This window comes from Coriobacteriia bacterium, from assembly GCA_031292615.1.
In the GTDB taxonomy this organism is placed as follows: Bacteria; Actinomycetota; Coriobacteriia; order Anaerosomatales; family JAAXUF01; genus JARLGT01.
Genome location: JARLGT010000071.1, coordinates 1 through 25,995, shown reverse-complemented (window position 1 = coordinate 25,995; position 25,995 = coordinate 1). Strand labels below are relative to the sequence as shown.

At 64.4% G+C, this 25,995-nt stretch carries 23 protein-coding genes and 1 riboswitch; of the genes, 9 read left to right on the top strand and 14 right to left on the bottom strand.

What is annotated here, in order from left to right; all coding sequences use genetic code 11:
• Positions 1 to 22: 22 nt before the first annotated feature.
• A complete protein-coding gene (locus tag P4L93_06305) occupies positions 23 to 865 on the bottom strand; it encodes a PhzF family phenazine biosynthesis protein (protein ID MDR3686547.1) in 843 nt (280 codons plus the stop codon).
• Positions 866 to 877: 12 nt separating this feature from the next.
• Entirely contained in the window at positions 878 to 1,276 is a 399-nt protein-coding gene (locus P4L93_06300; protein MDR3686546.1) for a VOC family protein, read from the bottom strand.
• Between the two features lie 130 nt (positions 1,277 to 1,406).
• Between P4L93_06300 and P4L93_06295 the strand changes: the two genes are divergently transcribed.
• Positions 1,407 to 2,591: a hypothetical protein gene (locus tag P4L93_06295; GenBank protein ID MDR3686545.1), complete on the top strand. Its 1,185-nt coding sequence runs from the start codon at positions 1,407 to 1,409 to the stop codon at positions 2,589 to 2,591.
• Positions 2,592 to 2,657: 66 nt separating this feature from the next.
• On the opposite strand, the gene P4L93_06290 is transcribed toward P4L93_06295, so the two are convergent.
• Positions 2,658 to 3,161: a flavodoxin domain-containing protein gene (locus P4L93_06290; GenBank protein ID MDR3686544.1), complete on the bottom strand. Its 504-nt coding sequence runs from the start codon at positions 3,159 to 3,161 to the stop codon at positions 2,658 to 2,660.
• A gap of 253 nt (positions 3,162 to 3,414) precedes the next feature.
• Here P4L93_06290 and P4L93_06285 point away from each other — a divergent pair, with 253 nt between their 5' ends.
• The 3 genes from P4L93_06285 (at position 3,415) to P4L93_06275 (ending at position 4,942) form a co-directional block, all read left to right on the top strand.
• Positions 3,415 to 3,867, top strand: coding sequence for a hemerythrin domain-containing protein (locus P4L93_06285; protein MDR3686543.1), 453 nt, complete (start codon positions 3,415 to 3,417; stop codon positions 3,865 to 3,867).
• Positions 3,868 to 4,020: 153 nt separating this feature from the next.
• A complete protein-coding gene (locus P4L93_06280; GenBank protein ID MDR3686542.1) occupies positions 4,021 to 4,545 on the top strand; it encodes a DUF4405 domain-containing protein in 525 nt (174 codons plus the stop codon).
• A 22-nt stretch (positions 4,546 to 4,567) separates the two neighbouring features.
• Entirely contained in the window at positions 4,568 to 4,942 is a 375-nt protein-coding gene (locus tag P4L93_06275) for a hypothetical protein (protein ID MDR3686541.1), read from the top strand.
• 96 nt (positions 4,943 to 5,038) lie between these two features.
• Here P4L93_06275 and P4L93_06270 read toward each other — a convergent pair whose 3' ends face one another.
• From P4L93_06270 to P4L93_06235, 8 genes are all read right to left on the bottom strand, one after another.
• A complete protein-coding gene (locus tag P4L93_06270; GenBank protein MDR3686540.1) occupies positions 5,039 to 5,317 on the bottom strand; it encodes a DUF1540 domain-containing protein in 279 nt (92 codons plus the stop codon).
• A 116-nt stretch (positions 5,318 to 5,433) separates the two neighbouring features.
• The gene (locus P4L93_06265; protein MDR3686539.1) at positions 5,434 to 6,588 is read right to left on the bottom strand and encodes a glycosyl hydrolase; all 1,155 of its coding nucleotides are present in this window, start codon (positions 6,586 to 6,588) and stop codon (positions 5,434 to 5,436) included.
• 285 nt (positions 6,589 to 6,873) lie between these two features.
• Complete coding sequence (locus tag P4L93_06260; protein ID MDR3686538.1) at positions 6,874 to 8,070, bottom strand: glycosyl hydrolase; 1,197 nt, start codon at positions 8,068 to 8,070, stop codon at positions 6,874 to 6,876.
• A gap of 10 nt (positions 8,071 to 8,080) precedes the next feature.
• A riboswitch (cyclic di-GMP riboswitch) is annotated at positions 8,081 to 8,155 on the bottom strand.
• Positions 8,156 to 8,329: 174 nt separating this feature from the next.
• The gene (locus P4L93_06255; GenBank protein MDR3686537.1) at positions 8,330 to 9,412 is read right to left on the bottom strand and encodes a glycosyl hydrolase; all 1,083 of its coding nucleotides are present in this window, start codon (positions 9,410 to 9,412) and stop codon (positions 8,330 to 8,332) included.
• Positions 9,413 to 9,589: 177 nt separating this feature from the next.
• Positions 9,590 to 11,137, bottom strand: coding sequence for a glycosyltransferase (locus P4L93_06250; GenBank protein ID MDR3686536.1), 1,548 nt, complete (start codon positions 11,135 to 11,137; stop codon positions 9,590 to 9,592).
• Positions 11,134 to 12,789: a glycosyltransferase family 39 protein gene (locus P4L93_06245; protein MDR3686535.1), complete on the bottom strand. Its 1,656-nt coding sequence runs from the start codon at positions 12,787 to 12,789 to the stop codon at positions 11,134 to 11,136. Before P4L93_06245 ends, P4L93_06250 begins: the two co-directional genes overlap by 4 nt.
• Positions 12,790 to 13,227: 438 nt before the next feature.
• A complete protein-coding gene (locus tag P4L93_06240) occupies positions 13,228 to 14,667 on the bottom strand; it encodes an oligosaccharide flippase family protein (protein ID MDR3686534.1) in 1,440 nt (479 codons plus the stop codon).
• A gap of 48 nt (positions 14,668 to 14,715) precedes the next feature.
• Positions 14,716 to 15,843, bottom strand: a complete 1,128-nt coding sequence (locus P4L93_06235) for a glycosyltransferase family 4 protein (protein ID MDR3686533.1) — start codon at positions 15,841 to 15,843, stop codon at positions 14,716 to 14,718.
• Between the two features lie 102 nt (positions 15,844 to 15,945).
• Here P4L93_06235 and P4L93_06230 point away from each other — a divergent pair, with 102 nt between their 5' ends.
• Both P4L93_06230 and P4L93_06225 read left to right on the top strand, forming a co-directional pair.
• Positions 15,946 to 16,803, top strand: coding sequence for a polysaccharide deacetylase family protein (locus P4L93_06230; GenBank protein MDR3686532.1), 858 nt, complete (start codon positions 15,946 to 15,948; stop codon positions 16,801 to 16,803).
• Between the two features lie 39 nt (positions 16,804 to 16,842).
• On the top strand, positions 16,843 to 17,856 hold the full coding sequence (locus P4L93_06225; protein MDR3686531.1) for a GNAT family N-acetyltransferase: 1,014 nt from the start codon (positions 16,843 to 16,845) through the stop codon (positions 17,854 to 17,856).
• Positions 17,857 to 17,911: 55 nt separating this feature from the next.
• Here P4L93_06225 and P4L93_06220 read toward each other — a convergent pair whose 3' ends face one another.
• Complete coding sequence (locus P4L93_06220) at positions 17,912 to 19,036, bottom strand: GNAT family N-acetyltransferase (GenBank protein MDR3686530.1); 1,125 nt, start codon at positions 19,034 to 19,036, stop codon at positions 17,912 to 17,914.
• A gap of 254 nt (positions 19,037 to 19,290) precedes the next feature.
• Between P4L93_06220 and P4L93_06215 the strand changes: the two genes are divergently transcribed.
• Positions 19,291 to 20,256 (top strand): glycosyltransferase, encoded by a 966-nt coding sequence (locus tag P4L93_06215; GenBank protein MDR3686529.1) that lies wholly within the window; start codon positions 19,291 to 19,293, stop codon positions 20,254 to 20,256.
• Positions 20,257 to 20,259: 3 nt separating this feature from the next.
• Here P4L93_06215 and P4L93_06210 read toward each other — a convergent pair whose 3' ends face one another.
• On the bottom strand, positions 20,260 to 21,486 hold the full coding sequence (locus P4L93_06210) for a glycosyltransferase family 2 protein (GenBank protein MDR3686528.1): 1,227 nt from the start codon (positions 21,484 to 21,486) through the stop codon (positions 20,260 to 20,262).
• A 230-nt stretch (positions 21,487 to 21,716) separates the two neighbouring features.
• The gene (locus P4L93_06205; GenBank protein MDR3686527.1) at positions 21,717 to 24,041 is read right to left on the bottom strand and encodes an ABC transporter permease; all 2,325 of its coding nucleotides are present in this window, start codon (positions 24,039 to 24,041) and stop codon (positions 21,717 to 21,719) included.
• 240 nt (positions 24,042 to 24,281) lie between these two features.
• On the opposite strand from P4L93_06205, the gene P4L93_06200 reads away from it, so the two are divergent.
• A complete protein-coding gene (locus P4L93_06200; GenBank protein MDR3686526.1) occupies positions 24,282 to 25,232 on the top strand; it encodes a DMT family transporter in 951 nt (316 codons plus the stop codon).
• A gap of 196 nt (positions 25,233 to 25,428) precedes the next feature.
• Positions 25,429 to 25,839, top strand: coding sequence for a hypothetical protein (locus tag P4L93_06195; protein MDR3686525.1), 411 nt, complete (start codon positions 25,429 to 25,431; stop codon positions 25,837 to 25,839).
• Positions 25,840 to 25,995 lie beyond the last annotated feature (156 nt).

Sequence of the window (25,995 nt, the reverse complement as noted above, 5' to 3'; positions counted from 1 at the left end):
CCCCCCTGGCGTGGACGCGCCGCTAGACGCTGAACTCGCCGCGCGCGACGACCGCCGCAACGCCGCCGACTTCCACCCGCGTGATCGTGTCCCCGTCACCCTCGGCGCTGGCATACAGCGTGCTCGGACGTCCGATCTCGGCGCCTTGGGAGATGGTGATCAGCGTGCCCCAAGGGATGACCCCATGGCGTGCAAGATGCGCGGCGAGCGGGCCGGCTGCCGAGCCGGTCGCCGCGTCCTCAGCCGATCCAAGTTCGGGCGAGAACATGCGCGTCTTGACCTTGCCGTCCTCGACCGCAAACGTGTTCACCGCGGCGTCGCCGATGATGGCCCCGACCCAGCCGATGTCGGGCTTGACCGCGGCAACCTCGGCGAAGCTTTCCAGCCCGACGTAGACGTGGCGGATGCCGTTGTCGTACTCCTCGACCGGCAGCGTGCTGCCTGGGACCCCAAGTGCCTCGAACAGCTCGATCGCAGCCGGGCCCAGCGGCTTGATCGTCGGAACCGGTTGCTCCATGCGCCCGTAGACGAGCTTGGCGCCCTCGCGCTCCATGGCGACCGGCACGATTCCCGCACGCGTCTCAATGCGGAGAACCACGCTTTGCAGCGGACCGGCCAAGGCGAACGCCGTCCCAAGCACGGGATGACCTGCGAACGGAAGCTCCTGTTTGGTCGTGAAGATACGTATTCGGAAGTTGCCGCCGTCTTCGGGCGGCAGCACGAACGTCGTCTCGCTGAATCCCATCTCGGCGGCAAGGCGCTGCATCAACTCGTCCGACATGCCCGTAGCGTTGCTGAACACCGCGAGTTGGTTTCCGGCAAGAGGCGTGTCAGTGAACACGTCTACGATCATGAACCGGTAGATGGTTGCCACGGGTCAGGCCTCCTGTATCAGTTCGATCTCGACCCCGTCGGGGTCGTTGAGGAAAACGAGTTTGAAGCCGATGGGAACGACGCGAATCTCCAGATCGGCAGGGACGAATCCGAGCGTCTTGAGCTCGCCTAGGGCGGCGGCGAGGTCGTCCGTATGCAGCGCAAGATGCCGGAAGCCGAGCTGCCCCTTGCCCGCCGGCGCTGGCGCTGGCGCGGGTTCGTCCGGCTCGGCGTACCAGAAGAGTTCGAGCGAGAAGCCATCGAGCTCGAGAAAGCGGATGGCCCGCGAGCCATCCTCGGAGGGAAGATCGGAGGCGACGCCAAAGCCGAGGGCCTCGTAGAAAGCGGTCGAGCGGGCAAGATCGCTCACCACCAATCCAACATGGTGCGGCCGTAACTTCATTCGACCTCCCGGTCCTTTGCGTCTGACACGAAGCATCAGTCTACGCGTTCGACCGGAGGTGTGGCAGGAGTCGTCGGACCGCCGACGAACGCCGCCTTAGGAGAGTTCGTACATCCTTGGAGGTGCGGCCGTGGCCAAGACATCGCAGTTCGCGGACGACCCGATGCGCGCCCACGTGATCTCGCTGGGAAACGACGGACATCTGGAGTCCGACTCCTCCAAGACGCGCTACGCCACTACTCCCGACGACGTCGAGGCAATACTCGCCGAGTACCGCGCGGCTACCCGCGACTGGGCGCATCCGCGCCTGGCACTGCTCGCGCACGGCGGGCTCGTGACCGAAGAGCAAGCCGTCGACAACCTGCGCGAACATGTGGTGCCATCGTTGCTCTCCGCGCATATCTATCCGCTCGCGCTCGTGTGGCATACCGACGTTCCGACCACGCTCTTCAACCTCGCCGACGACGCGGCTGGCGCCGTGCCACTGTCGAGCGCCGCCGAGCTGCGCGCTCAGGCCGAACGCGCGACTGCCGCCGTTCAGGACGAACCGTCCCCGGCGCCCCCAGAGCCCGGCGAGAAGGTCGCACCCCGCCGCTCGCTGGCTGAGTCGCTGTTCGACCTTGCGGCCGACATCTCCGACGACCTTCGAGAGCACCACACCGGCATCGCGAAGTTCAAGGACGAGACCGTGGAAAGCGTCGCCCACGTCGGCGCGTTTCTTTGGGACAAGATGAAGCAGAACGCCGAGACCTCTACGGTCGACGACGACGGAGGGGCCAGGTTCCTGATCGATCGAATCGTCGCCAACAAGCTCGGCGGTCACCTCCATCTGGTCGGGCACAGCGCGGGCTCAATCATGCTCGCCTACCTGGTCGCACACTGCGTCGACCAGCGACTCAAGCTGCGCAGCTGTACTCTCTGGGCTCCCGCCTGCTCTGTCGACTTGGCGCGCGGAACGTACCTGCGAGCTTTCGAGAACGGCAAGATCGGCTACTTCCAGCTCCAGACGCTCACGCCCGAGGCCGAGATCGAGGACAACTGCAAAGGAATCTACGGGCACTCGCTGCTCTACTTGGTTTCGAACTCGTTTGAGCACTGGAGCCACCGCGACCGCGACTACGCAAAACCTCTGCTTGGGCTGACTGTGTGCGTCGAAGGAGACCAGGCGTTCTCGGAGATGTTCACCAAGCCTCATGCCTCGTGGGTACAGCAGCCGTTCTTCCCGACGGGCGACACAAGCGCTCACGGGCTGTTCAGCGGCTCACCGATCGTCTTCAACGAGACGATTGACTGGATACACAAGTCCGACAGCTGAAGATCTCGGCGCACCTCGATCGGACTCTGCGGGCCGCAGCTGGGACCTCGTCGAAGACGATCCGTCTCACGCGGCGACTATGGAACCTGCGGCGCGAGCCCACTCCTCGATGGCCATCCAGTCCCTCTGGTCCCCTCGCGGCGCGTTCATCAGCCTCATGGCTACGCGGTCAACCAATGAGAAGTGTTCGGGCTTGTTCCACCCGGCAAACACGCCGACATCAAACGGATGCACGCCCGTCTCGGCGATGAGCGCATCAGTGAATCGACGAACTACCGCAATCTTGTCGGCGCCTTTGGTGACGAGGATGCTGACGGTGAAGAAGGCGATCTGCTTTGTCTTGAGCGTCTCGGCGTTGGCCACAACCCACGCTCGGGCGGGCTCGTGCCATCGACCGGCGCGGATTCCGCTGCCCACGAGGACGGCATCGTAGTTCGCTGGATCGGGGGCGTCGGTTGCCTCGGCGATCTTGATCTTGACGCCCGGCCTAGCGATGGTGCTGGCGATCTTCCCCGCCACTCCTTTGGTGCACCCGCTCTTGGTGGCGTACACGATCAGTACTCTGCGCATTGGCCCTTCCTCACACGTGGTCGCGCATCCGGCCCGTCGTCCGTCCGCGCCAACCATCGAGAGTCCACGCGTCCTTTATCGGCAGGACTCCCAAATCGCACAACGTCGCAGCTCAATCCTCAACCTACTGAGCCGAGAACGCCAGTCCCGGATGACTACTTAGTACACAGAAACTGGTCGTCTTCGGCGACTTTGCACTAACGGGCGAACGGGACTATCTTGGTCTCCCGACGCACTAGGAGAGGAACAGCCGATGGAGTCCTGGGACGAGTCGCTGGAGACGGGTGACCCTCTGGTCGACCAGCAGCACCGTCGCATCTATCGGATCTTCTACGAACTCGAAGTCGCCGATGACACGCCCGGCGAGATCATGCTCGTCTTGGATCGGCTCACGTCCCACGTCGCGCTTCACTTCCGTACCGAGGAAGACCTCATGCGTCGCGAGGAGTTCCCGGCGCACGAGACGCTCCTCCACCAAGCCGAGCATCGGCGCCTCACCGAGCAGACGCGGGCGTACGTGCTCCAGTTCCGTACCGGCGAGCTGTCGAGCACCGCTCCCCTCATCGCCTTCCTGCGCGAATGGCTCCACAGCCATGTCGAATCCTGCGACCGAGTGCTCGTCGACCACGTCCGCGCGCGCGGTGGAGCGGCTAGGCTGCCCGCCGAGATCGCCTCATCCCACCCACAGGACAACGTCGCCTCGTAGGCACCCCTAAGCCTCGGTCAGGCGCGCTTCACGGAATCGTCATCCCTGCGGCACAGGCGCTGCACGCTGGGCGGATACCTTCGTTCTACGGACACGGACCGCCACCGAAGTCCCCCGAAGCCGGCTCTTCACCGGCAGAGGAGTTGAAGGAAGATGTCAGCCCGTGAACGCCTTGCTCTGGACCTGACGGTCTTCGCGATCGTCGTCGCAGCAGCCAATCCCGTGTTTACCGGCATCACCCTGCACGAATGGTTGGGTGTGGTTCTGATCGTCCCGGCGCTCGTCCATCTGATCGTGAACTGGGAGTGGGTGACGAGAGCCGTCTCGGCCTTCTTCGGCCGGATTCGCACGGCCGCCCGCATCAACCTGGTCGTGGATGCGGCGCTGTTCCTCTCGGTGATCGGCGTGACGCTCTCTGGGTTCATGGTCATCCCAGGACTCGCCTCGGCTCTGGGCCTGCAGGCCGCCACACTATGGCACCCGGTGCACCTGATCACCTCGAACTTGACGGTCGCGTTCACGCTGCTCCACTTCGCGCTGCACTGGAAGTGGGTCACCAGCGTGGTGCGGCGCATGATTGCCGTACCGAGCACGCCGGCGCACGTCCCAGCCCGAGCGCCACTGGGCGCCACCGCGCCTCGTCCCGTGACCGCTCCCACATCCTTCGACCGCGGATAACCAGCCGAGAGGAGGCGCCATCATGCGCACTCTGAGGAACACCTTGGGGGTCCTGATCGCGACCGCTCTGACCGCCATCGCTCTCTACGCCGGCGTCCAGATCGCGTCCGGCTCGACCAATGCGACCGGCACGTCGACGCTCTCGGCAACCGCAGTCGCCGGGCAGACGTACGTGTGCCCCCAGACCGGCTGCACGTCGACCTCGTGTCACGCCATCAATGACACAGCGGCGCAAACCTCACTCAGCTCATCGGGCGGCTCATCGGCGTCCGGCAGCGGCGGCACGATGACGTGTCCCCGCACCGGATGCACGGCCTCGACCTGCCACGGCGCGACGCATTCGCCGCCGCCAACTACCGGCAACTCGAGCACGGGCGGTAACGTCATCTACGAGTAGCTGCAGGTCGGCGGTACCGCCTGGCCTGTGGCCGAAACGAACAGGGCCGCCCCGGTTCTTCCCCGTGGCGGCCCTGTTCTCGCCGACGCTCGAACGCTAGTGCCGGAACGTGGCACAGTCTGCGTGGCCCGAATGCGTAATCATCGTTACGCCCGCGGCCATGCAAGACTCAGAGGAGTTGAAGTGGCAGTCCATGACCTTGCAGTCCCGGACACCCGGCTCGGCTTGCCGGATCTCGACCGCCCCAGTCGTGAACGTGTCGCACGCCGGATGATCCTCTCCAACCTCCACAGCCGGGGCGCAGCACACCTCGCGGCAGTTGTAGGAGCAGTCGTCGGCAAGGCATGTCAGTACGTGACCCTCTGCCATCTGCATGAGATACACCTCCCTCCAATTAGCCTTCGCTAAGTTCTTCCCAGCGAGGGCCGGACGGTAATCCCTGCCAGTTGTGCAGTAGGGAGGTGCCTTGCGCCAGGCGCCTGCCAGACGCGTTAGAAGCTCTTCGCAACCCCGGCGGCAAAGGCATGCAGGCTCGACGCCGAGCTTCCGATGCGCCAGTCGTGCTCCTTGTTGACGTTGAACCAACACGCGCCAGTTAGGCGCGGATAGCTCGTCGCGATCTGCGCGAACATGTCGGCGATCCAATCGGCCTTGCGATTGCCCTCGGCGCAGGAAGTCTCGGCGATGAAGATCGGCTTGGGCGTGATAGCCGCAACCTTGGTGTAGGTCTTACCGAAGACGCTGGAGAAGCTCCTCCAGGGCAACCCGGTGTTGTAACCGTCAATTGCGGCGTAGTCCACGTAGGCATCGCCCGGATAGAACTGCACCACGTTGAAGTCGACGTTGGGGCACCAGACGAACTTCACATTGGTGGCGCCCGCCGAGGCGAACACGTCGTGCACGTGACGGTAGGCGGCGATGAACTGCGCCGGCGTGTTGCCGCCCGTCGTCCCCCACGGATACCAGTCGCCGTTCATCTCGTGGAAGGGGCGCAGCCAGACCGTCTTGCCGTAGGCCTTCGCGGCTTGGGCAAAGCGAGTGAGGTAGGCGTCGTGGCTTCCGTCGAGGATGGCGGACAGACCGCCCGCGTCTTTGATGGACCAGAACTCGAGCGTGACGAGCGGGGTTGCGCCAGCAGCATCGGCGTTGGCGCAGCGCGGCGCGGGGAACGCCTCGCTATCGGCGATGAAGAAGTTGACGACAGACGCATGCGCGCCTATCTGTTTCTGCAGCTTGTCCAGCGAAGTCATGCTGTCCGGCACGCCCGGCATGTAGAAGCCCACCCAGCGATGAACGACGGGTACGCGTACCTGTTTTGCCGGCTGCGCGCGGTCAACATCTGGGGAGTCCGGCTCGTCCGAGGTGGACGCGGCCGCATGGCCTGTAGCCGGTGCGAGCGGCGCAGCGGCCGTGGTCGGTGCGGGCGTCGGCGCGATCGCGGGAGTCGGCGCCACAGATGGGCTCGCTGGCGTGGAGGTTGGAATCATCTCGGCTGACGTCACTGCCTCGGGTCGTGGGGCCGGGCTGACGTCTGTCGCGAGCGGTAGCGGGGCGCGATGCTGGGTGCGGGCTAACGCGGAACTGGTGAACCCCGCCGTCGCCAGCAGAGTGAGGAACACGAGCAGAAGCAGTGCCTTGTTACGCATTGACGCACGTCCAACCCTGCATTCGACAGCGGGCGGAGCCCATCGTCGTCTCAGTGCCTTAGCGCAAACGTTATGCCTGCTTAATGAGCCGTCTGTGAGAGAAAGATTAGAAACCTCTCATCGGTGCGTCTGACCTGCGCCCTAGCCGTCCAGGTACGGCAAGATTACCCCGAGGCGCCCACAAGAAAGGGGGAGGCGAGCCCGCGTGCAGGCTCGCCTCGGCAGATCTCTTCGTGGCGCGTCGCCCTCGCTGGAGCAAAGGTGACGGCGCGCGTGCATCTCGGGCTAGTACTGGGCGGCGACCGCGGCCTTGAACGCGGCGGCGCTCGCGGCCGACGAATCGAGTCGCCAATCGTAGGTCTGGTTGGCGTCGAACCAGCACACGCCGGTCAGACGCGGGAACTTCGAGGGGATCGCCGCAAACATGTCGTGTATCCACGCGGCCTTGCTGCCGCCCTGCTCGACCGAGCTTGTCTCGGCGATGAACATCGGCTTGGCGGTGAGTGCAGCAACCGTCTTGTACGACGAAGCGAAGACGTCGGCAAATGGGCGCCAGCTCGACCAGCTCTGCGTCGTCCCGGCGTTGTAGCCGTCGAGCGTCGCGTAGTCGACGTAGGCATCGCCCGGCCAGTAGCCCGCGACCGAGTTGGCCGAGGTGTTGGGGCAGTTGTCGTTGTTGACGCACCACACGAACTTCACGTTGGTAGCGCTCTCGGCGGCAAAGATGTCGTGGACGTGCTGCCACGCCGCGACCAGCTTACTAGCCGAGTTGCTGCCAACGGTGCCGCCCCACGGATACCAGTCGCCGTTCATCTCGTGGAACGGTCGCAAGTAGACGGTGCCGCCGTACGACTTGGCGTCGTCGGCGAATTTCTTGATGTAGGCGTCCTTGCTGCCGTTGGTGATTGCCGAGAGTCCCGAGCTACCGATCGACCAGAACTCGAGCGTAACCATCGGAATCGAGCCGTGGCCGGCCACGTTCTGACAGCGCGGAGCCGGGAAGCTCTCGGAGTCGGAGACGAAGAAGTTGACGACGGCCGTGCGCGTGCCCGTCAGCGACTCGGCCGCCTGCAGGGGTGCCAGGTCCTGCGGGCTCCCCGGAACGTAGAGCCCGATCCACCGGTTGCCGATCGTGACAGGTGCCGACGTCACGAGAACTGTGCCGCGCGTGACCTTGCGGCTCCCGCTCGAGACTGCCGTGACCGTGTATGCGTAGGTACCGGCCGCGACGCTGCTGCCGGTCCAGTTCGCCTTGTAGGTTTTGCCGGAGCGATGCGCGCCGATCTTTCGTAGCTTGTGCCCTCCACGGAAGATCGTGATCTTCACGCTAGCCCGCTTCGACGACTTGGCCGTGAAGACGACCTTGTGCATCTCGCTTTGATTGGCCGACGCGCTGACCCTGAACTTCACAGCGAAGGCCGGCGTGGCCGTGAACGCGAACACTGCGAGTGCGATTACCAGTAGGAACGAGAGCTTCTTCATTACCGTCACCTTCGGCGGCCAGGCTGTCTGCGAGAGACCCTTGGCTTTGCGCCCCCGCCTCGCGACGGGTTTGCCTTTCTCGGAGTGCACGATGCTGGCAGTCACGCCACCTGAAGCCCGAACTACGGCATGAAGGTGGTACCCCCGTTATCGGTGCTTGAAGGGCCGACTTGACCGCTGTGGGCGCATTGGCAAGCGCGCCTGTGACTCATGTCACAAAGGTTCTGACGGGCGGTCAATGTGGAGTGCCGCGCGGCCCTTAGTAGACCGGGCGCAGCGATCTGAGATAGACCCAGTTGGCCGTGGTCAGAGAGCTCTTCCACGCCGCCAACGTGTACGCCGGCGCGGCCAGGAAGTACGGCGACGCCACCGAGGCTTGGAATGCTCGCAAGCTTGTTGGAGAGCTAGTAACCCTCCAGTTCTGCATCCCGCCGTGCGAGTACTCGAGTTTGTCGTAGTAGACGACGGCCTTGACGCCGGTGTACACGGTCTCGAACTGGTCATAGGCGTCGCGGATCCACTCCGCCTTGTCGCCGCCATTCTCGACCGAGCCGAACTCCGAGACGATGATGGGCTTGCCGGTCGACTGTAGGTAAGCCATCGGCTTCTGATACCAGAAGCTCAGCGGGTGCCAACTGGTCGTCGTCGTTGACGTGCCCCAGTTGAATCCGCTTATGGAGACCCAATCAACGTACTGGTCGCCGGGATAGTAATCGGCAAAGGAGTTGCCAGCCACCGCGGGCACGCTCTCGTGATTGATACTCCAGACCCACGTGACGTTGGTCGCTCCTTCAGCGACGAAGATGTCGTGCACGTGCCGCCACGCGGCTATGAACTCGGCCGGAGTGTTGCCGTTAGCGGTGCCTGACCACGGGTACCAGTTCCCGTTCATCTCGTGCATCAGGCGAATCATCACCGGCCCACGAACCGACTTCACCGACCTGGCGAACCTGCGAATGTACGGGTCGAAGTTGCCGTTGACGATGTTCGCTAGCCTATAGGCGGGCTGATTCGCGGGATCGCCAGATGCGTTTGCGCCCAGAGTCGGGTCCCATGGCTCCCACGTCACCATCGGGACTACGTTGCGCTCGTACAACGCAACGACGGACGCAGGGTCGAAATCGGCTGGCCCAGTCTGCGCCCAAGGCTGGTACCACATGAGAATCGCCGGAGGCTTGTTCGAGATACGGTTGTACGTGTCGAGCGCCGAAAGTGCGAACGGAGCGGGCGGCTCATAGACGCCGATGTAGGCGCCATTGACTGGCGCCACGACTTGACCGGCAAGCGCTGGCGGCACCGACACCCCCGGCTGCAAGATCGACGAACCCCGGTCGGTCGTCAAGGTGGTTCTGGCCTTGTTCTGCAGGGCGGGGCCGCAACCAGCTACTGCCACCGCAAGGCACATCAAACCAACGACGAGTGCGCGCGTCGCAATCGTGCTGCCTTGCGATCGAATCTGTGCAGCGCTTGCGTGCAATACCTCGTCCTTTCGACCTACCCCGGGCATCTGACTACGTCGTCACTTCAGCGGTTCAAGTTCACTGGCTAGCACGGGCCCAATGGCGGCCATGTCTGTCTCATCCGTTGTGTCCTCCTCGGCGTCCTTGGGCTGGTCGGGCCAGAGTGCGTATCGAATGAAGCCCTGCAAGACTAGAACGTGCCCCAAAGCGAACGCGACGTTGTTGAGCACCGCGGGATTGAACCCCATGTGGGCGAGTCCATAGACCACGGCGCCGAGCAGCACGAGGGCTGTGATGACTTGGACGACGACCGGCCTCAGCGAACGCTTGGAAGCTCCCTTGGACGTGACCACGAACTTGGCGTCCCGGCCCAGCAGCGCCGAGAAGACCGCTCGGAAGGCGACCGGGAACGAGGCGAGCGTGAACCACAGCGTTCGGAAGCGGATCTTGCGGTTGGAGGCGTACACCATCGTGGTGAGCGTGAGAATGATGTACGGCAGGAAGTAGGCAGGGTACTGATTGGGCGCATGAACTGGGCGCAGTCCGAAGACCAGGAAGGCGACCGGGAGTATCAGGTAGAGAGAGAACACCGGTCCCGTGAACCAGTACACGAAGCTGAGAATGTACTGGAACCGCGCCGAGAGCGGCATCTCCTTGAAGAAAGGCTTGCGGCGGAACAGGATCTCCAGACCGCCGCGCGCCCATCGCAACTGCTGGCTGAAGTAGCCGCCGACGTCGACTGGCCCCATGCCGTGGGCCAGCACCTTGCTCACATACTCGGCGGTATAGCCTGCTTTGAGCAGGAGCAGTGAGACGCGCAGGTCCTCGGTGATCGAGTCCTCGGGCATTCCGCCGATCGTTTCGAGTGCAGAGCGGCGGAAGACGAGGTTCGTCCCACAAGCGAAGACAGCCTCGCAGGAGTTGCGCCCCCGCATGATCGGGCCGTAGAAGAGCTGCTGCTGGTCGTGAGCGCCTGCCGCCACGCGGTTGTCGGCGCGGTTCTGGTAGGACTGGGGCGTCTGCACGAATGCGACTTTGCGGTTGTGGAAGACGCCCATCGTCTCCTCGAGGAAGGTAGGCAGCGGAACGTGGTCGGCATCGAAGATGGCGACGAAGTGGCCGTTGGTGCGCTTGAGCGCCTCGTTGATGTTGCCGGCCTTAGCGCCTCGGCGATTGGGCCTCGTCAGGTGGCCTGCGCCGTGCTTGCGTGCGAGCGCCTCGACCTCGGTTGAGTGGCCGTCGTCGAGCACCCAGACCGACTTGCGCGGGTGGCGGATCGCCATCGCCGCCTCGAGCGTGCGCTCGATCACGGCCAACGGCTCGCCATACACGGTGATGAAGATGTCGACGCGTTCGTGCGTGCCGGCAAAGTCGACCATCTCAGGCTCGGTCCAGCGCTGGCGCGAGATGGTCCACCAGAAGCCGGCCGCCTGCGCGATGTTGAAGACTTCGGCGACTACGAGCATCGCGAACAACCACAGGTTGTCGGGCCGCGCATCGACGAACAGCCACTTCAAGTAGACCACCGCAGCGATCGCCGAGAGGACTGAGAGGATCCGACAGGTCAGGAGATACGCCGCCCGTCTCGAAGGATCGATTTCAATCATGGCGTCACACCCCCCGTCGTTACGACTGATGGCGTGGGCGTGGGCAGGGTGCTGTCATAGCGCACCCACTCGTCTTTGTTCATATACACGTGCTGGGTGATCCGGAACCCGTGCGCCTTGAACCAGGAGTCCGTGAGGAACGACTGATAGCCGATGTCCGGCACGTTTTGGAAGCCACGGATGATCCAGACGCGCCGAGCCGGACCGACGATGCGCGACAGGTCCTCGAAGAGCTCCGCCTTCGTGTCGCGGAACTGGCCGTTGGCTCCAAATCGAGGAAAGCCGTATGCGACGAACTGCCGCGGCAGGTAGTAGTTCACGATGACGTCGATGTAGAACGGCTCGTAGAGGATCAGGTCATCCGGCTTCGCCTGGGCGGCGACGCTTTGCACGACTTCACGCGTTTGGTAACGCAGAATCGAGTTCGGGTCGAACGACTGCGACGTGTACGCGACAAGGCACAAGACCACGCCAACCGAGATGGCGATGCGCCGAGCTTTGGTGCGCATCTGCGCAACCACGCTCGCCAGCAAGATGAGCGCGGGCGCAGCCATGGGCATGAGGTAGCGCGACAGCAAGACGACGCCAGACCACTGGCCCAGTCCCCACACCACGAGCATCCCGCTGGCCGAGCACAGGAGCATCGTGGTGCGCCGCGTGACGTATCGGCCACCGCCCATCACGAGCATGCCGAAGTAGATGGCCAGTGGCCACATCGCCACGAGGCCGTAGGCGACCGCCGGGTTGTGCGAGCCGAAGATCAGCTCCACGACCGTCTCGATCACGTCGTTGAACCGGATGGCCAGACTCGGGCTTGGCGCACCGTAGCCCAGCCCGCTATTGATGACCGCCCCCACGAGAACCGCGTTGTGGCTCGGGGGGAAGAATACTGCCCAGTCCAGCCACATGAAGACAGGAACCGCTAGCGCAAGTACGACGGCCGAGTACGGAATGAGCGTGGGCACGTCTCTCATAAGCCCACGCGGGTTGCCTCGCGAGTAGTGTCGCTCGCCAGCGCGCTCTAGCCGTATCTCGCGGTCGAGGACCTCGAACACGACGTAGTAGATGCCTTGGCCGATAAGGAGCAGCAGGAACAGGTAGTGGGTGAACGCCCCCAACAGGGAGACGGCGAAGTACGCGTACCAGTGCCGACGCTCGTTCGTGTCCAATGCCTGGGCGAAGCACCCCACACACAGAAGCGCGAAGAACATCAGCATCGTGTACATGCGGGCTTCTTGGGAGTACCAGATGTGGTACGGAGAGAGCGTCAGTATCCCCGCCGCCATCAGACCTACTCGGCGATCGTAGAGAACGCTCCCAGCCCAAAACGCCGCTGGGATCGCCAGAACGCCGAACAGCATCGCAAACGAGCGAATCGATATGACGCCGGGTCCGAACACCTCCATCCAGTAGTGCATCAGTATGTGGAACAGAGGCGGATGCGTCCCACCGAGTTGGCTTTGAATCGTTTGAAGAAGCGTCCCGGAGGCCTGCAGGATCGAGCTGGTTTCGTCGACCCAAAGTCCCCGCGTGTTGATCGTGGCAGCGCGCAGCACCATCCCCACCAGCATCATGGCAAGCACCGTGAATCCGTCTGCGCGATTAGCGAACGGCCGAGATTCGGCGTGAGGTGCGGACAGCTTCTGGGTCATTAGCGTGGGCTGCTGGGCCCGGCTGGTTCTTTCCCGGCGTGTGGTCACACGCGACCCCTGCACAAAACGCGCGATTGGGATGCCGACCTGCGACAGGGGCTATCCTGGCAACCAACAAGGGTTGGCTGCGCGCAGGGAAGAGCGGGAGCAGACAGGCCGATCGCCGTCGCGTGCTCTGTGAGATTGAGGCGGTTCACCGAACTGTCACCCCCAAAACCGTCGGTCCATCGGGCTTGGCGCCGCTACCTTGGCAGATCAGGTCGGAACGGCTCGCCGGTATGGTTATTCCCGTCGATGTTGTCGAGCACTTCACACCGACGGCGGCTGAGTCCCTCGCATTGGCTAGTATCGGCGTGGTGCTGCGCTTTGCCAATCGCGTGAGTTCTTCATCTGGCGCGCGCAAGCGATCGCGACTGTTGGCGTCCGTGCGTCCTCGCTCTAGTCAGCGCTCGCGACCGCTCGGCGAAGCGAAGCGAGGTCGTCACGGTCGATCTCGCCGAAGAAGCGGAGCAGCACCGCGTATACGAGCGCCGCAACGATGTACGCCGGGATCAGCCACAGTCGTGAGGGGTGCGCCAACGCGAGCCCGGCGCCCACGATCGCGGCAGCGAGTGAGGCGCGTACGACCGTCCACACGATGCGCCAGCCGAGCAGCTCCCGCAGCACGAGGCAGGCCGCAGTGCCCGCAGCAAGCGCGGCGATGGCGGCGCTGGCCGCGGCGCCAATCTGACCCAGAGCCGGCACGACCGCCGCAAGCAGCACGATCTCGGCGATGGTCATCGCGACGACGATGGTGAGCGCTTGCCGGCGCTGCCCACGGGCCATCATCACGTCGGTGCAGGTCGCGCGAACCGTGCGCCCCACCGCTGCCACCATGAGTACCGTAAAGGGGATGGCTGAAACGGCCCCTGCCGCACCGTATACGAGCGCCAACGCCGTGCCGCCGGTCGCGTAGATCACCGCCACGCCGAGCAGCGTCACCAGCAGCGCCAAGCGAACCCCCTGCGAGGCGTACCGGGCAACGAGACCCTCATCGTTCTCGGCTCCGGCCTTCGCAACGGAGGGAAAGAGTACCCGGCTCAGCGCAGCGAACAGGAAGGTTGGGATCTCGGCGAGTGCGGCGGCGGCACCATAGAAGCCGGCAGCTGCACTTCCGCGCATCGCTTGCACGAACCAGAGGTCGGCGTCGGTGGAGACGCCGGAAACGAGGCTCTGCGCCAAGAACGGCACCGAAGCCAGGCCCATTCCGCGCGCCTCGTCGACGGCATCGCGAACCCGCACGCCCGTGCCTTTCCACGGCACGAACAAGACGGCGAACCCGACGATCGACGCAAGCGCGTTGCCGATGAGCGCGCCCTGAACCGAGAACCCCACCCACACGAGCACGCCGATCGCCACAAACGTGGCTGTGGCGTAGACGAACATGCCCACAACCTGCCGAGAGAAGTGCTGTCGGCCGAGCTCGAGGTGGCCCGCGATCATGAACGCAGCGACTACCGGTATGTCGAGCGCAGCGATTCGGATCAGCGATTCGAGGTAAGGGGCTCGCAGCGCCGCCGCGATGAGCCCGGCGCTCGCTTCGAGCAACAGGAACAGGCCCGTGGCGAGGACCATCTGCGCCAAGTAGGCGCCGCGCTCGATCCGTGGCGCGTTGTCCGGGTCCTCGGCGAGGCGCTTCGCGGCCACCTGCACGAGCCCGCCCACAACCAGCATCTCGACGTAGTTGAGGATGGAGAGCGTCACCCGCCACTGGCCGAAGCCAGCGGCGCCAAGCCGCGTGAAGATGAAGTGGTAGAGGAGGAAGGCGGTGATTAGCTGCCACGCCTGCGCGACGACGCCCAGAACCGTGCCGCGCGCCAAGCTGGTCTTTTCCGCCACTGTCCTACCCTCCCCCTTCCGGTCTCGATGGTTTGGCTGACAACGCGATCAGCTCTCGGCAAGCGCACCCTTCCGCGCTGAAGCCCGAGCGTACTCGGAGAAGACGGACTGCAGCGTCGAGTCCAGACTGTACTTGCCTGTGAGCACGAGTGCTCGGCCGTTCTCGGCGAGTTGCTTCGCGAGCTCGGGCTGGGCCAGCAGCCGGTCTATCGCCGCGGCCATCACAGCCGGATCGCGTGCGGGGACGAGCAGACCGCTGTCCTCGTCGTGAATCACCTCTGCGGTCCCCCCGACGTCAGTGCAGACGCAGGGTAGCCCCATCGCCATGGCCTCCAGGATGCTGATGCTCAGCGCCTCAGAGTGGGACGGCGAGACGAAGACATCCAGCTGCGCCAGAAGCGGAGCAACCGGGTCGACGAACCCGAGGAAGTGGACGCGATCGCCAACGCCGAGGGTCTCGGCAAGCTCCATCAGAGGTTGCCTCTCCGGGCCGTCGCCGGCGAGAAGCAGCGTGGCCGACGGGTGGGTCTTGGCGATCTCGGCGAAGGCCGCAATCAGGTCGTCGATGCCCTTGAGCTTCTCGAGGAATGCGGCGTAGCCGATTCGTGGCCGGCCGGATGGCAGCTTGAGTGGCAGCTTCGCTTCCGAAGTGAGCCTGTCGACATCGACCACACCCGGGATCGAGATGATGCGTCCCTTGATTCCCACGGCCGCCAGTCGCTCGGCAATCGTGTCCGAGGCTGGAAAAATCGCATCCAGATGCGGAGCCTCCATGCGCGAGATCGAATTGCGGACCCAAAGCCTCAAGCCTCGAAACCTCGCCGAGGCAACCGGTAACGAAGACGTCGGATCGATGCTGACGCACGAGAAGAAGGCCACCGTCCGGTCGAGCGGAACCATCCGCAACCGGCGGATAAGCGCGACGGGGAAGATACTCATGCCGTGGATGATGTCCGGGCGAAGCTCTCGCAGCGTGGACCTGAGGCTCTTGATGTGCCGAGGAGCTGGACTGAATTCGGCAACGATGGACGTGACGCCTATCTCGCGGCAGACGCCGTGGACCGCCGAGGCCTGCGGAGCCAGAACCGACACCTCGTGACCGTGGGATTGCCCGTACCGGAGGAAGGCGAAAAGCAGCCGCTCTGCTCCTCTGATCCTGGGCCATCTCGAATTCACTAGGTATACGATGTGCAAGAAGTCTCCTGAACAGCTGCCAGCAGCTAGCGGGCGCCCTTTTGGGCCATTGTACAGTCGTTTCGTTGGGGGAGGTCGCCTGTCGTGGCCGTGCAAGAACCACCGGCGGATCCCTCTTGGGGTCTTGCGTCGGCGAAGACGAAGTTCCTCCTGTACCACGACCTCGCCTCGCTACGCGCGGGCGACAAGGCCGAGGCGCGCGAGCTGTTTCGCCGACAACTGTCGCTCATGGCTGGTTGGGGCTTCTCGTTTCGAAGCATGTCGGAGTTTCTCGCAGGCAACGCCTCCGGACACAAAGACGTGGTAATCACCTTCGACGATGGCGGCAGCTCGTTTATCGACTGCGCCCTCCCAGTGCTCGCGGAGTTCTCGGCCCCAGCGACGATGTACGTCGTTGCTGGTTTCGTTGGCTGCCACGGCCGAGTCATGGAGTTCCTCACGTGGGACCAGATCGAGAAGCTCGCCGCCCAAGGCGTCGATATCGGCTCGCACACACTCAGCCATCTGCTGCTAGGGGACATGAGCGCTGATGCAGTTCGATTCGAGATCGACTCCGCCGCCGAGCTCTTCCGCGCGCACGGCATCTCTCCCACCACACTCGCCTATCCCTACGGCCGACGCTCGGACGCGGCCAAGCAGATCGTGCGCGAGTCCGGCTTCCAGGCCGCGTTCATGATCAAGAAGGGTGGACGCGACGCGTTCGAGCTTCGCAGACGACTCTTCACGCTCACCGAGTCAGAGCCACTGGTGAGGTTCTTCCTCGCGGACAACTACTTCCCGGTGCGCAAGGCGATCGTCTCTGTCGTTCCCGAGAGGTTCCGCCGAGAAGGAAAGCCAATTCCGCCCGAGTTGCTCGGCGCCAACGCGTTCGGAATCGATGCGTGGCAGCCGCCCGAGTCGCTGCGCGGGCGCTGGGCTGTGGCTCACGGAACTCCCGGGTAGTCGCGGATGGACCTGGAGATCTACACAGGGAGTGACGGCTTGGCCCAGATCAGGGGCGACTGGGAGGCGCTGGAGAACCGGACCGAGTGCTACATCTTCCAGACGTTCGCGTACGCCCAGATCTGGCAGAAGACCGTTGGAGAGCCGAGCGGTGCGACCCCACTCATAGCGGCGCTGCGCCAAGGAGATGCGGTCGTCGGCATCTTCCCAGCGTGCCGCGTTCTCGTTGCCGGCGTGCCGATTCTCGCGTGGCTGGGTGGTCCCGGGCTGCTGGACTATGGCGATGTCCTGTTCGACGCGACCGCCTCGAGCATCGACGTAGACGAGTTCGTCGGCGACGCGCTGGATGCCTTGCGTCGTGAAGTCCACGGGGCGCTGTTGTATCTGACGAACGTTCGCAACGACGCGAAGGCGTTCGGCGCTCTTCACAAGCGACTGCGGGTCTACAAGCAGACCGCGGCGCCGTACGTCGAGATTGGCGACGACTACGACGCTTATCTGCTGTCCTTGGACAAGAATGTGCGTCATGGGATCCGGCGACTCGAGCGCAGGCTTGCCGAGGCAGGGGAAACCGAGTATCGCATGCTCGCGCCGGGCGACCCGGATCTCAGCCCAACCATGCGTCGGCTCATCGATCTGCAGCACGCGCGATTCAAGAGGCATCTGGGGGACACAAAGTCTCGGCAAACGCGATACGCCGCCTTCCGCATGGAGCAGGCGTCCCAGAATCCACACAGCCGAGTCGCCACTCTCCGCCTGAACGGGACGCTCATCGCCGCCTCACTCCATATGGTGTATCGAGGACGAATGTACTGCCTCATGCCCGCTTTCGACCCGGAGTACTTCCAGTACTCGCCCGGCATGCTGCTGCAAGCGCGCGTCATAGAGACGTGCTTCGCTGAGGGATTGAACCCCTGCGATTTCTGCTGGGGCGACGAGCCCTACAAGTATCAGTGGACGAAGCTCGACGTGCCTCTGACAACCTTCGTGAGCGACCGAACCGACGGCGCGCTTCTGGTCGCAGTCGCCAAGATAGCGCGACGCATCCTCTAGCCGAGCCCGACCACTCGTCTCGACCAGCGCTGCGTGATCCTGAGGCGGAACTGCTTCACGCCCTTGCGCGACGCACACGCGCCTTCTGCCTCGCGCGAAACGCTCGGACCATCCGGCGAATCGGGCCGAACCGCAGACGCAGTCCAGCCAAGAGCGCCATTCCCGACACAGGCCGGAGAGCTATGTAGTCAACGCGAAGTCCATCCGACTCTGGATGCCACAGATCAAGCCACTCGGCGTCGCTCATCTCGTTCGCATACTTGATTCGGGGGTCCTCGCAGCACGCCTTGAGCCCCAGATTCAAGACGAGCTTGCCAGGCATGATTCGCGAGTACGCCTCGTCATAACCAGCCTTCGGCGCATCGCACTGCCCTCCCGTGAACACGCAGAACTCGGACGCGATGCAGCGGCCCTCGGCATGGAGCGAGTGAATCTCGCACCAGCCATCTTCGACCATGGATTGCGTCATGGCGCGGTAAAATGCCTCGAGCTCGGGATTGGACTTCACTGCGGTCCCTTGCTCGCCTTTCCATCCCGAGGCCTCGACGTCGAGGAAGTGGTCGAACTCCTCGGCAAGCTCGGCGGGCTCCTTGCAGCTGACGTAGCGTGCGCCCGGGAGCGACTCAAAGTGCTGTTCTGCAACGCGCAGCTTCTTGCGACCCGCGCTCGAGAGCCGACCCATGAGTCCCTCGAAGCTGTCCGTCCGAATGAGGTAGACCGCGCCATCGGGAAACGTGAACACGTCGCGCGGACCGAGCTGACCCGCTGCGTCCCAAAGCCCCGAGGACTCGGGCAGTCGGCCCAGTACGAGAAGCGATGGGCGATGTGGGTCCCGGCGCAGGTGAGCGAGCACCTCCGCGAGCAGTAACTCCCTCGCGTCGTCGTCAGGCCCTATCGCGTCGGAGATCCTCCACCACTCCCCGCAGGGCAACCCCCACACCCGGAGCGGGATTCCCAGTGCACGATCGATGCGCTCCTCGAGCGGCAGGATGGCTCGGACTCGCGTCCCGTCGTCCAGCGCGAGACACCGAAACTGCTCGGGCGATGGACACAGATGCTCGAGGTAGGCCCGATTCGCTTCGAAGGAGTGCCACATGGAGGGATTGGGCATCTCGGAGTAGAGGCGCCGCCAATCCGCCTCGACCGAGATGAACCCATCTCGGCCTCGATGCTCTGTCACGCTCCAGCGCGCGTCGGACACTGCGAACTTGCCTTCCTCTCGTCTTCCCCCGCAAGCCAAAGTCGGGCTCGATTCGCCCGTTGCAGTCCCGCTCGGATGGCACTACGAGAGTGCTCGTTCGTACCCCCGGTGTAAACATCCTGCAGGCAGTCGCGTCGCAGCATCGGCGATTTGTGTTCAGCCGAGACTGGACACGCTATTGTTCTCGTCGTCGACCCGCGCGGTCTCACTCGGCAAGAGGGAATAGATTCAACATGCGCACAGACGAGCCGATCGAGGTAGACAGCCTTACTTCGCCGAGTCGGCCCATCCAAGATTTGCCATCGGCCGCGATCGACGCTCCGCTGGTCTCGCTACTCGTCGTTGCGCGTAAACGAATCCCCGAGCTCGACCGTCTCGTGAGCACGCTGCGCGAGATTGAGGGCCCGGCTCGGCGCGAGATCATCGTCGCCGTCGAGACGCCCGGTACGGACGCCCCCACCGAGACATGCGACGAGCATGGCATCCGCTGGATCGCGATTCCAGCTCGGCGCGGACTCGGGTACAACCGCAACCGCGCGTTCGAGGCATCGCAGGGCGAGATCGTCCTTGGCATCGATGACGACTGTGTGCCCGAGCCGGGCTGGATGACCTCGCTACTCCTCGCGTTCGACGACCCGAACGTGCACGGGGCTATCGGCAGCATCTGCATCCCGGCAGCGGGCTTCGTCGGGGACTCGATCTCGGCCTTGGGCTTTCCCGCCGGCGGCACCGCTGGCTACGCCAACATGTTTCGCGTGGATCCGGATGGAACGACCGACAACATCGCCGCGGGCAACTGCGCGCTTCGAGCTGCGACGTTGCGCGAGCTTGGCGGTTTCGACGAATCACTCACATACGGCGGCGAGGACACCGAACTCGCCCACCGCTTCAATCTGGCGGGGCGCCGGATCGTCTTCGTACCCGACGCCGCAATCGTGCATCCCGCGCGCACGAGCCTGCGCGAGTTCGCCCGCTGGCTTTTCGTCAGAGGCCGAGCCAAGCGGCAGTTCTCACGCAAGGTGCCAATCGCCAAGTTCGTGGGAATTCGCCTCAGGAGCATGGGGCACATCTTGCAGCGCCACGCCACAGATCCCAAGATCGTCCTGATTGCGCCTCTTCTGGCCGCGACGCTGCTCATCCAGGAAGCTGGCTTCGTCGCCGAGACGATCGTGCCCACCCTCCCGCCGACGGGAGAGTAGCGGCTAGGCCTGCTCGGTCAACGGCGATGCGGCCGACTCGGGCTCTTCGGCGACCACCGCTGCTGCCTGTCGAGGCGCTGCGGCGGGCCGACGAGCCTGACGGCGTTCGACCACGACACCTCCGTGACCAGGGCCGATAGGCACCGCCGCCCCTGGAGTGGGACCGCCGGTTCCGCGGCGACGTTCGACCTGCACGCCCGGCGCCAGCACGAGCGCCGAGCGGCGCTCGACTCCCAGCACCTGCGCGATCTTGGAGCGACCGGCATCGGCCCGTTCGAGATTGTTGATCATCTCGGCGATCAGGCCCGCTACGAGCAGCTGGCAGCCGGTGAGCACGAGCAGGGCCGCCACCGTGAACATCGGCCGACCGGCCATGTTGACGCCCGCCATGATCGAGCTGACGCCCAGGTAAGCGAAGATCGCGGTTCCCAGAGCACCCAGCGTGACCCCGGCCCCGCCTAGGAGATGGAGCGGTCGCTCCGAGTAGCCGGACAGGAAGAACACGGTCAGGAAGTCCAGCGCACCACGCATGTAGCGCTCGGCGCCGTACTTCGACTTGCCCGTCGTCCGATACAGACTCTCGACGGGGACCTCGGCCACCGAGTAGCCCCGGCGCGCGGCGATCACGACGAAGAAGCGATGCAACTCGCCATAGCCGAAACGGATCAGGTCCTCGGCGGCTTGATGGCGAAGCGCCTTCAGACCGGCGTTGATGTCGTGCAGATCGACGCCGGTGGTCATTCGGACGAAGAAGTTGAAGAACCTGGAGGGGATGCGCTTCGAAAGCGGGTCTCGGCGAATGACCTTGTACGCCGAGACAACGTCGTAGCCCTCCTCCACCTTGGCGATAAGACGAAGGATGTCGTTGGGGTCGTACTGCATGTCGGCGTCGGAGGTGACCATGATCTCGCCTCGGGCGTACCTGAACCCGTTGGCAAGCGCGCTGGCCTTACCGAAGTTGCGGCGGTGTCGAAGCGCTCGGACTCGAGGATCGAAGAAGCTAAGAGCCGCAATCTTGTCCCACGTGGTGTCGGTGGAACCGTCATCGACGAAGAGGATCTCGAACGAGTAGCCGGAGCCCTCCATCACGCGCACGACCTGCGCGTAGATGCCGTCGATGTTGTCCTCCTCCGAGTACGCGGGGAGGATGATAGAGACGTCGATTGGGTCGTCCGGCGCACCGAGACCCATGGCAACGTCGATGCTTCGATCTGATGCCTCGTGCTTCATTGCAACCCCCTGTGGTGCGCTCAGGCTTGTCGAATCCCTCGTTGCAATCGCCTGAGACACTCTCTGGCGCTCAGTGTCGGGGAGGCGCCACGCTCACGCCCATATACCCTGTATCTCGGCCTAACTATGCATTAGCTTAAGCGAACGTCGACCAAAGGACCCACCTTTGATGTTCTCGCATGCTTGGAAAGCAGCCTCTTTGCGGCATCGCGGACCCGGCATTGGGGCGCCTACTCGTATGCGATAGCCTCGGCGACGCTCACTCGCGCCGCGCGATACGCGGGCAGCAGACTCGCGAGCACGGAGATCACAATCACGAAGACGAGCCACGCCACGACGCCGAGTGACGAGTACGCGAACGACAGCGGGAAGCTCATCGCCTGCCCCAGTGCGTCGGTGAGCAGAATGCCGATCGGCAGGCTGACGATCACGCCCAACACCCAGCTCACGAGCCCCACGACCACACCTTCCGTGATGAAGATCTGATAGATCGAGGCGTTCGAGGCGCCTACTGCGCGCATCACGCCGATCTCGCGGGTCGACTCGAGCACGTTGATGCTCATCGTGCCCGAGAGACCGATCCCACCGACCGCCGCAAGCAGCGACGCCATGATGACCAGGAAGACCACGATGATGTTCAGCGAGTCACTGATCGTCTTTTGGAGCGCCTTCTGAGTCATCGTGTCGGTCACGCGCATCTGCCTCGCCGAGAAGTCGTCGGACAGCTTGGCCGCCGCCTCCGTCTCTGAAGCCGCATCGTGCTGCACAGTCCCGAGCATCAGCGTGTCGACCGTGCCCTGCGCGTTGAGCACGCGGTCCAGATACGGCTGGTTCACGTAGCCGAACTGGTTGAGCAGGTCGCCTCGGACGATGCCCACCACATGGAAGGTCTCGTCGACGTTGCGAATCTTGAAGGTCAGCGTGCTGCCGACGACCGCGTCGGGGTCCTTCTTCAGGAAGCTATCGTCCAAAACGATGGCGTCCGTGTCGTTGGCCGCGAGCCACCGGCCCGACTTGAGCTCCGGCTTGAGGTACTTGGTCTGCGCGGGAAGCCCGTAGATGTAGAGGACGCCCGACTCGCTGCGGTCGGGCCGCAGCCGCACGGCGGCCCGAAGCATCCAACCCTCGACCCCGCTGATCCCGGGGACGCGCATGGCCGCCGTGCTGGCCGCAGCCAGCGGCTGCGCGGGATAGAGGTCGGCCCACACGTCCATCGCGCGATGCTCGCCCACGCGCTGCACTGTCAAATCGATTGACGTGCGCACGCTGGCTACCGCCATGAACACACCAGCCGCCAGCGTCAGCGTGACAAGCGTGAGCGCCAGTCTCCCCTTTCGCAGGAACGTGTTGCGCAGCGCGAGTGCAACCGGCCGAGGCAGCCCCCGCAGTTTGCTGAGCAAACGGTCGATGATGCCCTCGCCAAACTCGCCGCTGCCCGTCCCGGTCGAGTACAAGGCATGACGCACAGGCATCCGCATGCCCAACACCACCGGGACCGAAGCCGCAATCAGCGGCACGAGCAGCCCAACCGAGAGCTCGATGGCCAGGATCGAGGCGGGCGCGCGGTAGTCGGCAACCAGGAAGTCGAGCTTGCTCGCGCCAAAGTCTGCGAACGCGTTTGAGCCGAGCTGCCCGAGCGGCAACGCCACCACCACGGCGAGCACGCCGTACGCCATGACCATCGCGAAGAACATCCCGATGAGCTGGCCGGATCTGGCGCCGATCGCCTTCATCACTCCGAGCTGTCGCGTCTGTTGGGTGACCAGCGCTCCAATCGTGTTGATCACGAGAAAGCCGGAAAGGGCGAGCGTCATCGCACCGACCAGTACCAGCAGCATGCTCACGGCCTTGAAGATATCGGCGATGTTCTGCACGCCAGGCTCGTGGGCGAGCATCCGCAGCACCGTCACGCCCTGAGGTTCAATCACGTTGTCTCGCAGCCGAGAACCCACCGCCGAGACCTCGCCGAGCGACGTCGGGTGGCCGGCGGCGGCCACGTCGAGCTGGTTGTACGCCGGCTGCTCGTCGAAGGCGGAAAGCTCGTCCCAGTTGATGTAGCCCACGGCGCGACCGGTCATCATCGGCACCATGGCGTTCAGATCGTGCACCGTGCCGGCGACAGTCAATGCCGGATGCTTGGTGTTCGAGGTCTCGAACTCGAGACTGTCACCTGTCCCGAGCCCGAAGAACGAAGCCGTCCCCTTCTCAATCAGGATCTCGTCTCGCCGAGGCGGCTGTGCCCCACCGAGGAACGTGAGCTTGCCCACACTGATGTTGGAGTAGTCCTTGAACGCATAGAGCGTGATGTTCTGCCACGCCCCGCCGTTGCGTCGGAAGCTGATCTGAATCGTGCGACGCCCTTGGGCCGCGGCGACTTCTGGATCTCGCGCCACGGCCATGACCAGGTGGTCGTCGAATGCGGTGGTGAGGAAGGTCACGCTGGGAGGGCGTGTCGCCGGGAAACCGGTGTCCAGTGCGCGTATGAGGACTGCTCGGCCGCCCATCATCACGGCTACGGCGAAGATGCCGACCGCAATCGAGAGCACCACAAGCACAGTTCGCACCTTGTGCGCGAGAAGGTCGCGGTAGACCTTCTTCCAGCGGGGACGGATCGCAGTTCACCTCCTGTGGGCTCTCGGATGGGTCGGCGCACCAGCTCTCGCTGCTCGGCGACCAAAACGACGATAGCGCAAACGACCGGCCAGCTGGCGCGCGAACACCACCCCGCGCTCCCACCTCGGCCCGGCACAGACACTACTGGTAAGGTGGAGGCATCCCCCCGACCAGGAGATCGAATGCCGTCACCAGTACCCTCCGCCGAGACCCGCTCGGCAGGCTCGCCCTGGCTCGCCATGCTCTGCCTGATCGGCGCCGTGATCTTCTGGGGCATGAGTTTCATGGCCACCAAGACCGCGCTGGAAGGCGGCTTCTCGCCGATGACGGTGGTCTGGCTGCGCCTGGTGATCGCCTGCCTGGTACTGGCACCGTTCTGGGCGCGCATCCCCAAGCCCGACTACCGCCGAGGCGATATCGGCTGGCTCGTGCTTGTCTGCCTGCTGCAGCCCGGGATCTACTATCTGTGCGAGAACTACGCGATCGGGCTTACGACGTCATCGCAGGCGGGCGTTATCTCGGCGCTCGTTCCACTCCTCGTGGCGGCCGGTGCGTGGGTCTTCCTGCACGAGCACATCTCGGCAAGGACGCTGGGCGGCATAGCCCTTTCAATCGGCGGCGTGGCTGCCCTGTCGCTGGGGGCGACCGCCGGAGTGCACGCGCCCAATCCTGTGCTTGGAAACGTCCTTGAAGTCGTCGCGATGGTCAGTGCGGCCGGGTCGATGATCGCGCTGAAGCACCTCGTGCAGCGCTACGACCCGTGGATGCTGACCGGCATCCAGGCGCTGGCGGGAGTTGCGCTGTTCTTGCCCGGCGCGCTGGCCTCGAATCCACGCACGTGGCTCGCGATGCCAGCAAGCGCTTGGTGGGGCGTCGCCTACTTGGGCGCATTTGTGAGCCTGGGCGCTTTCGGCCTCTACGCCATGGCGCTCCGCAAGCTTCCCGCCAGCCGAGCAGCCCTCGCGATCAACGCGGTGCCCGTCGTGGCGCTGATCACCGGCTGGTTGGTTCTCGGCGAGTCGCTCGGGGTGCTGCAGGCAATCGGATGCGTGGCCATCGCCACCGGTGTGGCGTTGGGGCAGAGCTTTGGCGGTCAGCGACCCGAGATCGACACGGGGCTTGGCGAGGGGTAGCGCGCTAAGTTTTGTGGGATGTCATAGCTCTCGATCTCGGCCGTGCGTCCTGATTCCCAACGCTCCCAGACACGGCAACTGTGACGACCGTCACACTTTCACGGCATCGCCTTGGTCGGCTCTCACTTGGCAGGGAGACGCGCCCACGACGCGAAATCACCATCGAGATGTGCGTACCGACACCGGAGGGTCGCGCATGACCGGCGCCACCTCGAGCCTCATCGACACCGTGAACCGCCGCGCCGAGGGCGACGCGTCGCTTGCGGCCGCCGCTCTCGCGATGCTGCTGGTGCCACTGCCTGCTCTGCTGGCGGCAGGCAGCAGCGGCGGCGCCATCTCCCACCTCGGGCTGGCGGCCACAGTCGGAGTTCTGGGCGCGTTGCTGGCGGCAACACCGATCTTTGCGCTGCCGCCGTTTGTGATGGGCTGCGCCGTAGGCACGTTGATGCACTTCGCACTGACCGCTACCGAGCGCTTTGAAGCGCTTCGAGAGCACCGCGAGGTTCACTTGCGTGGGCGGGCGCTCGTCGCCCACAGCCTGATCGTCGGCGGCATCTTCGCAGCCACCGGCCTAGTTGCCGCTATCGCCATCTTCCGTCTCGGCTGAGCTGTCGCGCCCCACCCACCACCGCCACCCGGGTACCTACCTACTATGGACTCCAGGTCTGACATCCCCGATGCGACGCTCGCCTGGCTCAAGGCCGCCGAGAACCCCGCCGTCGCCGCGATGACTCGCCGCGAGCTGCTCGGCGAGACGCCGTCG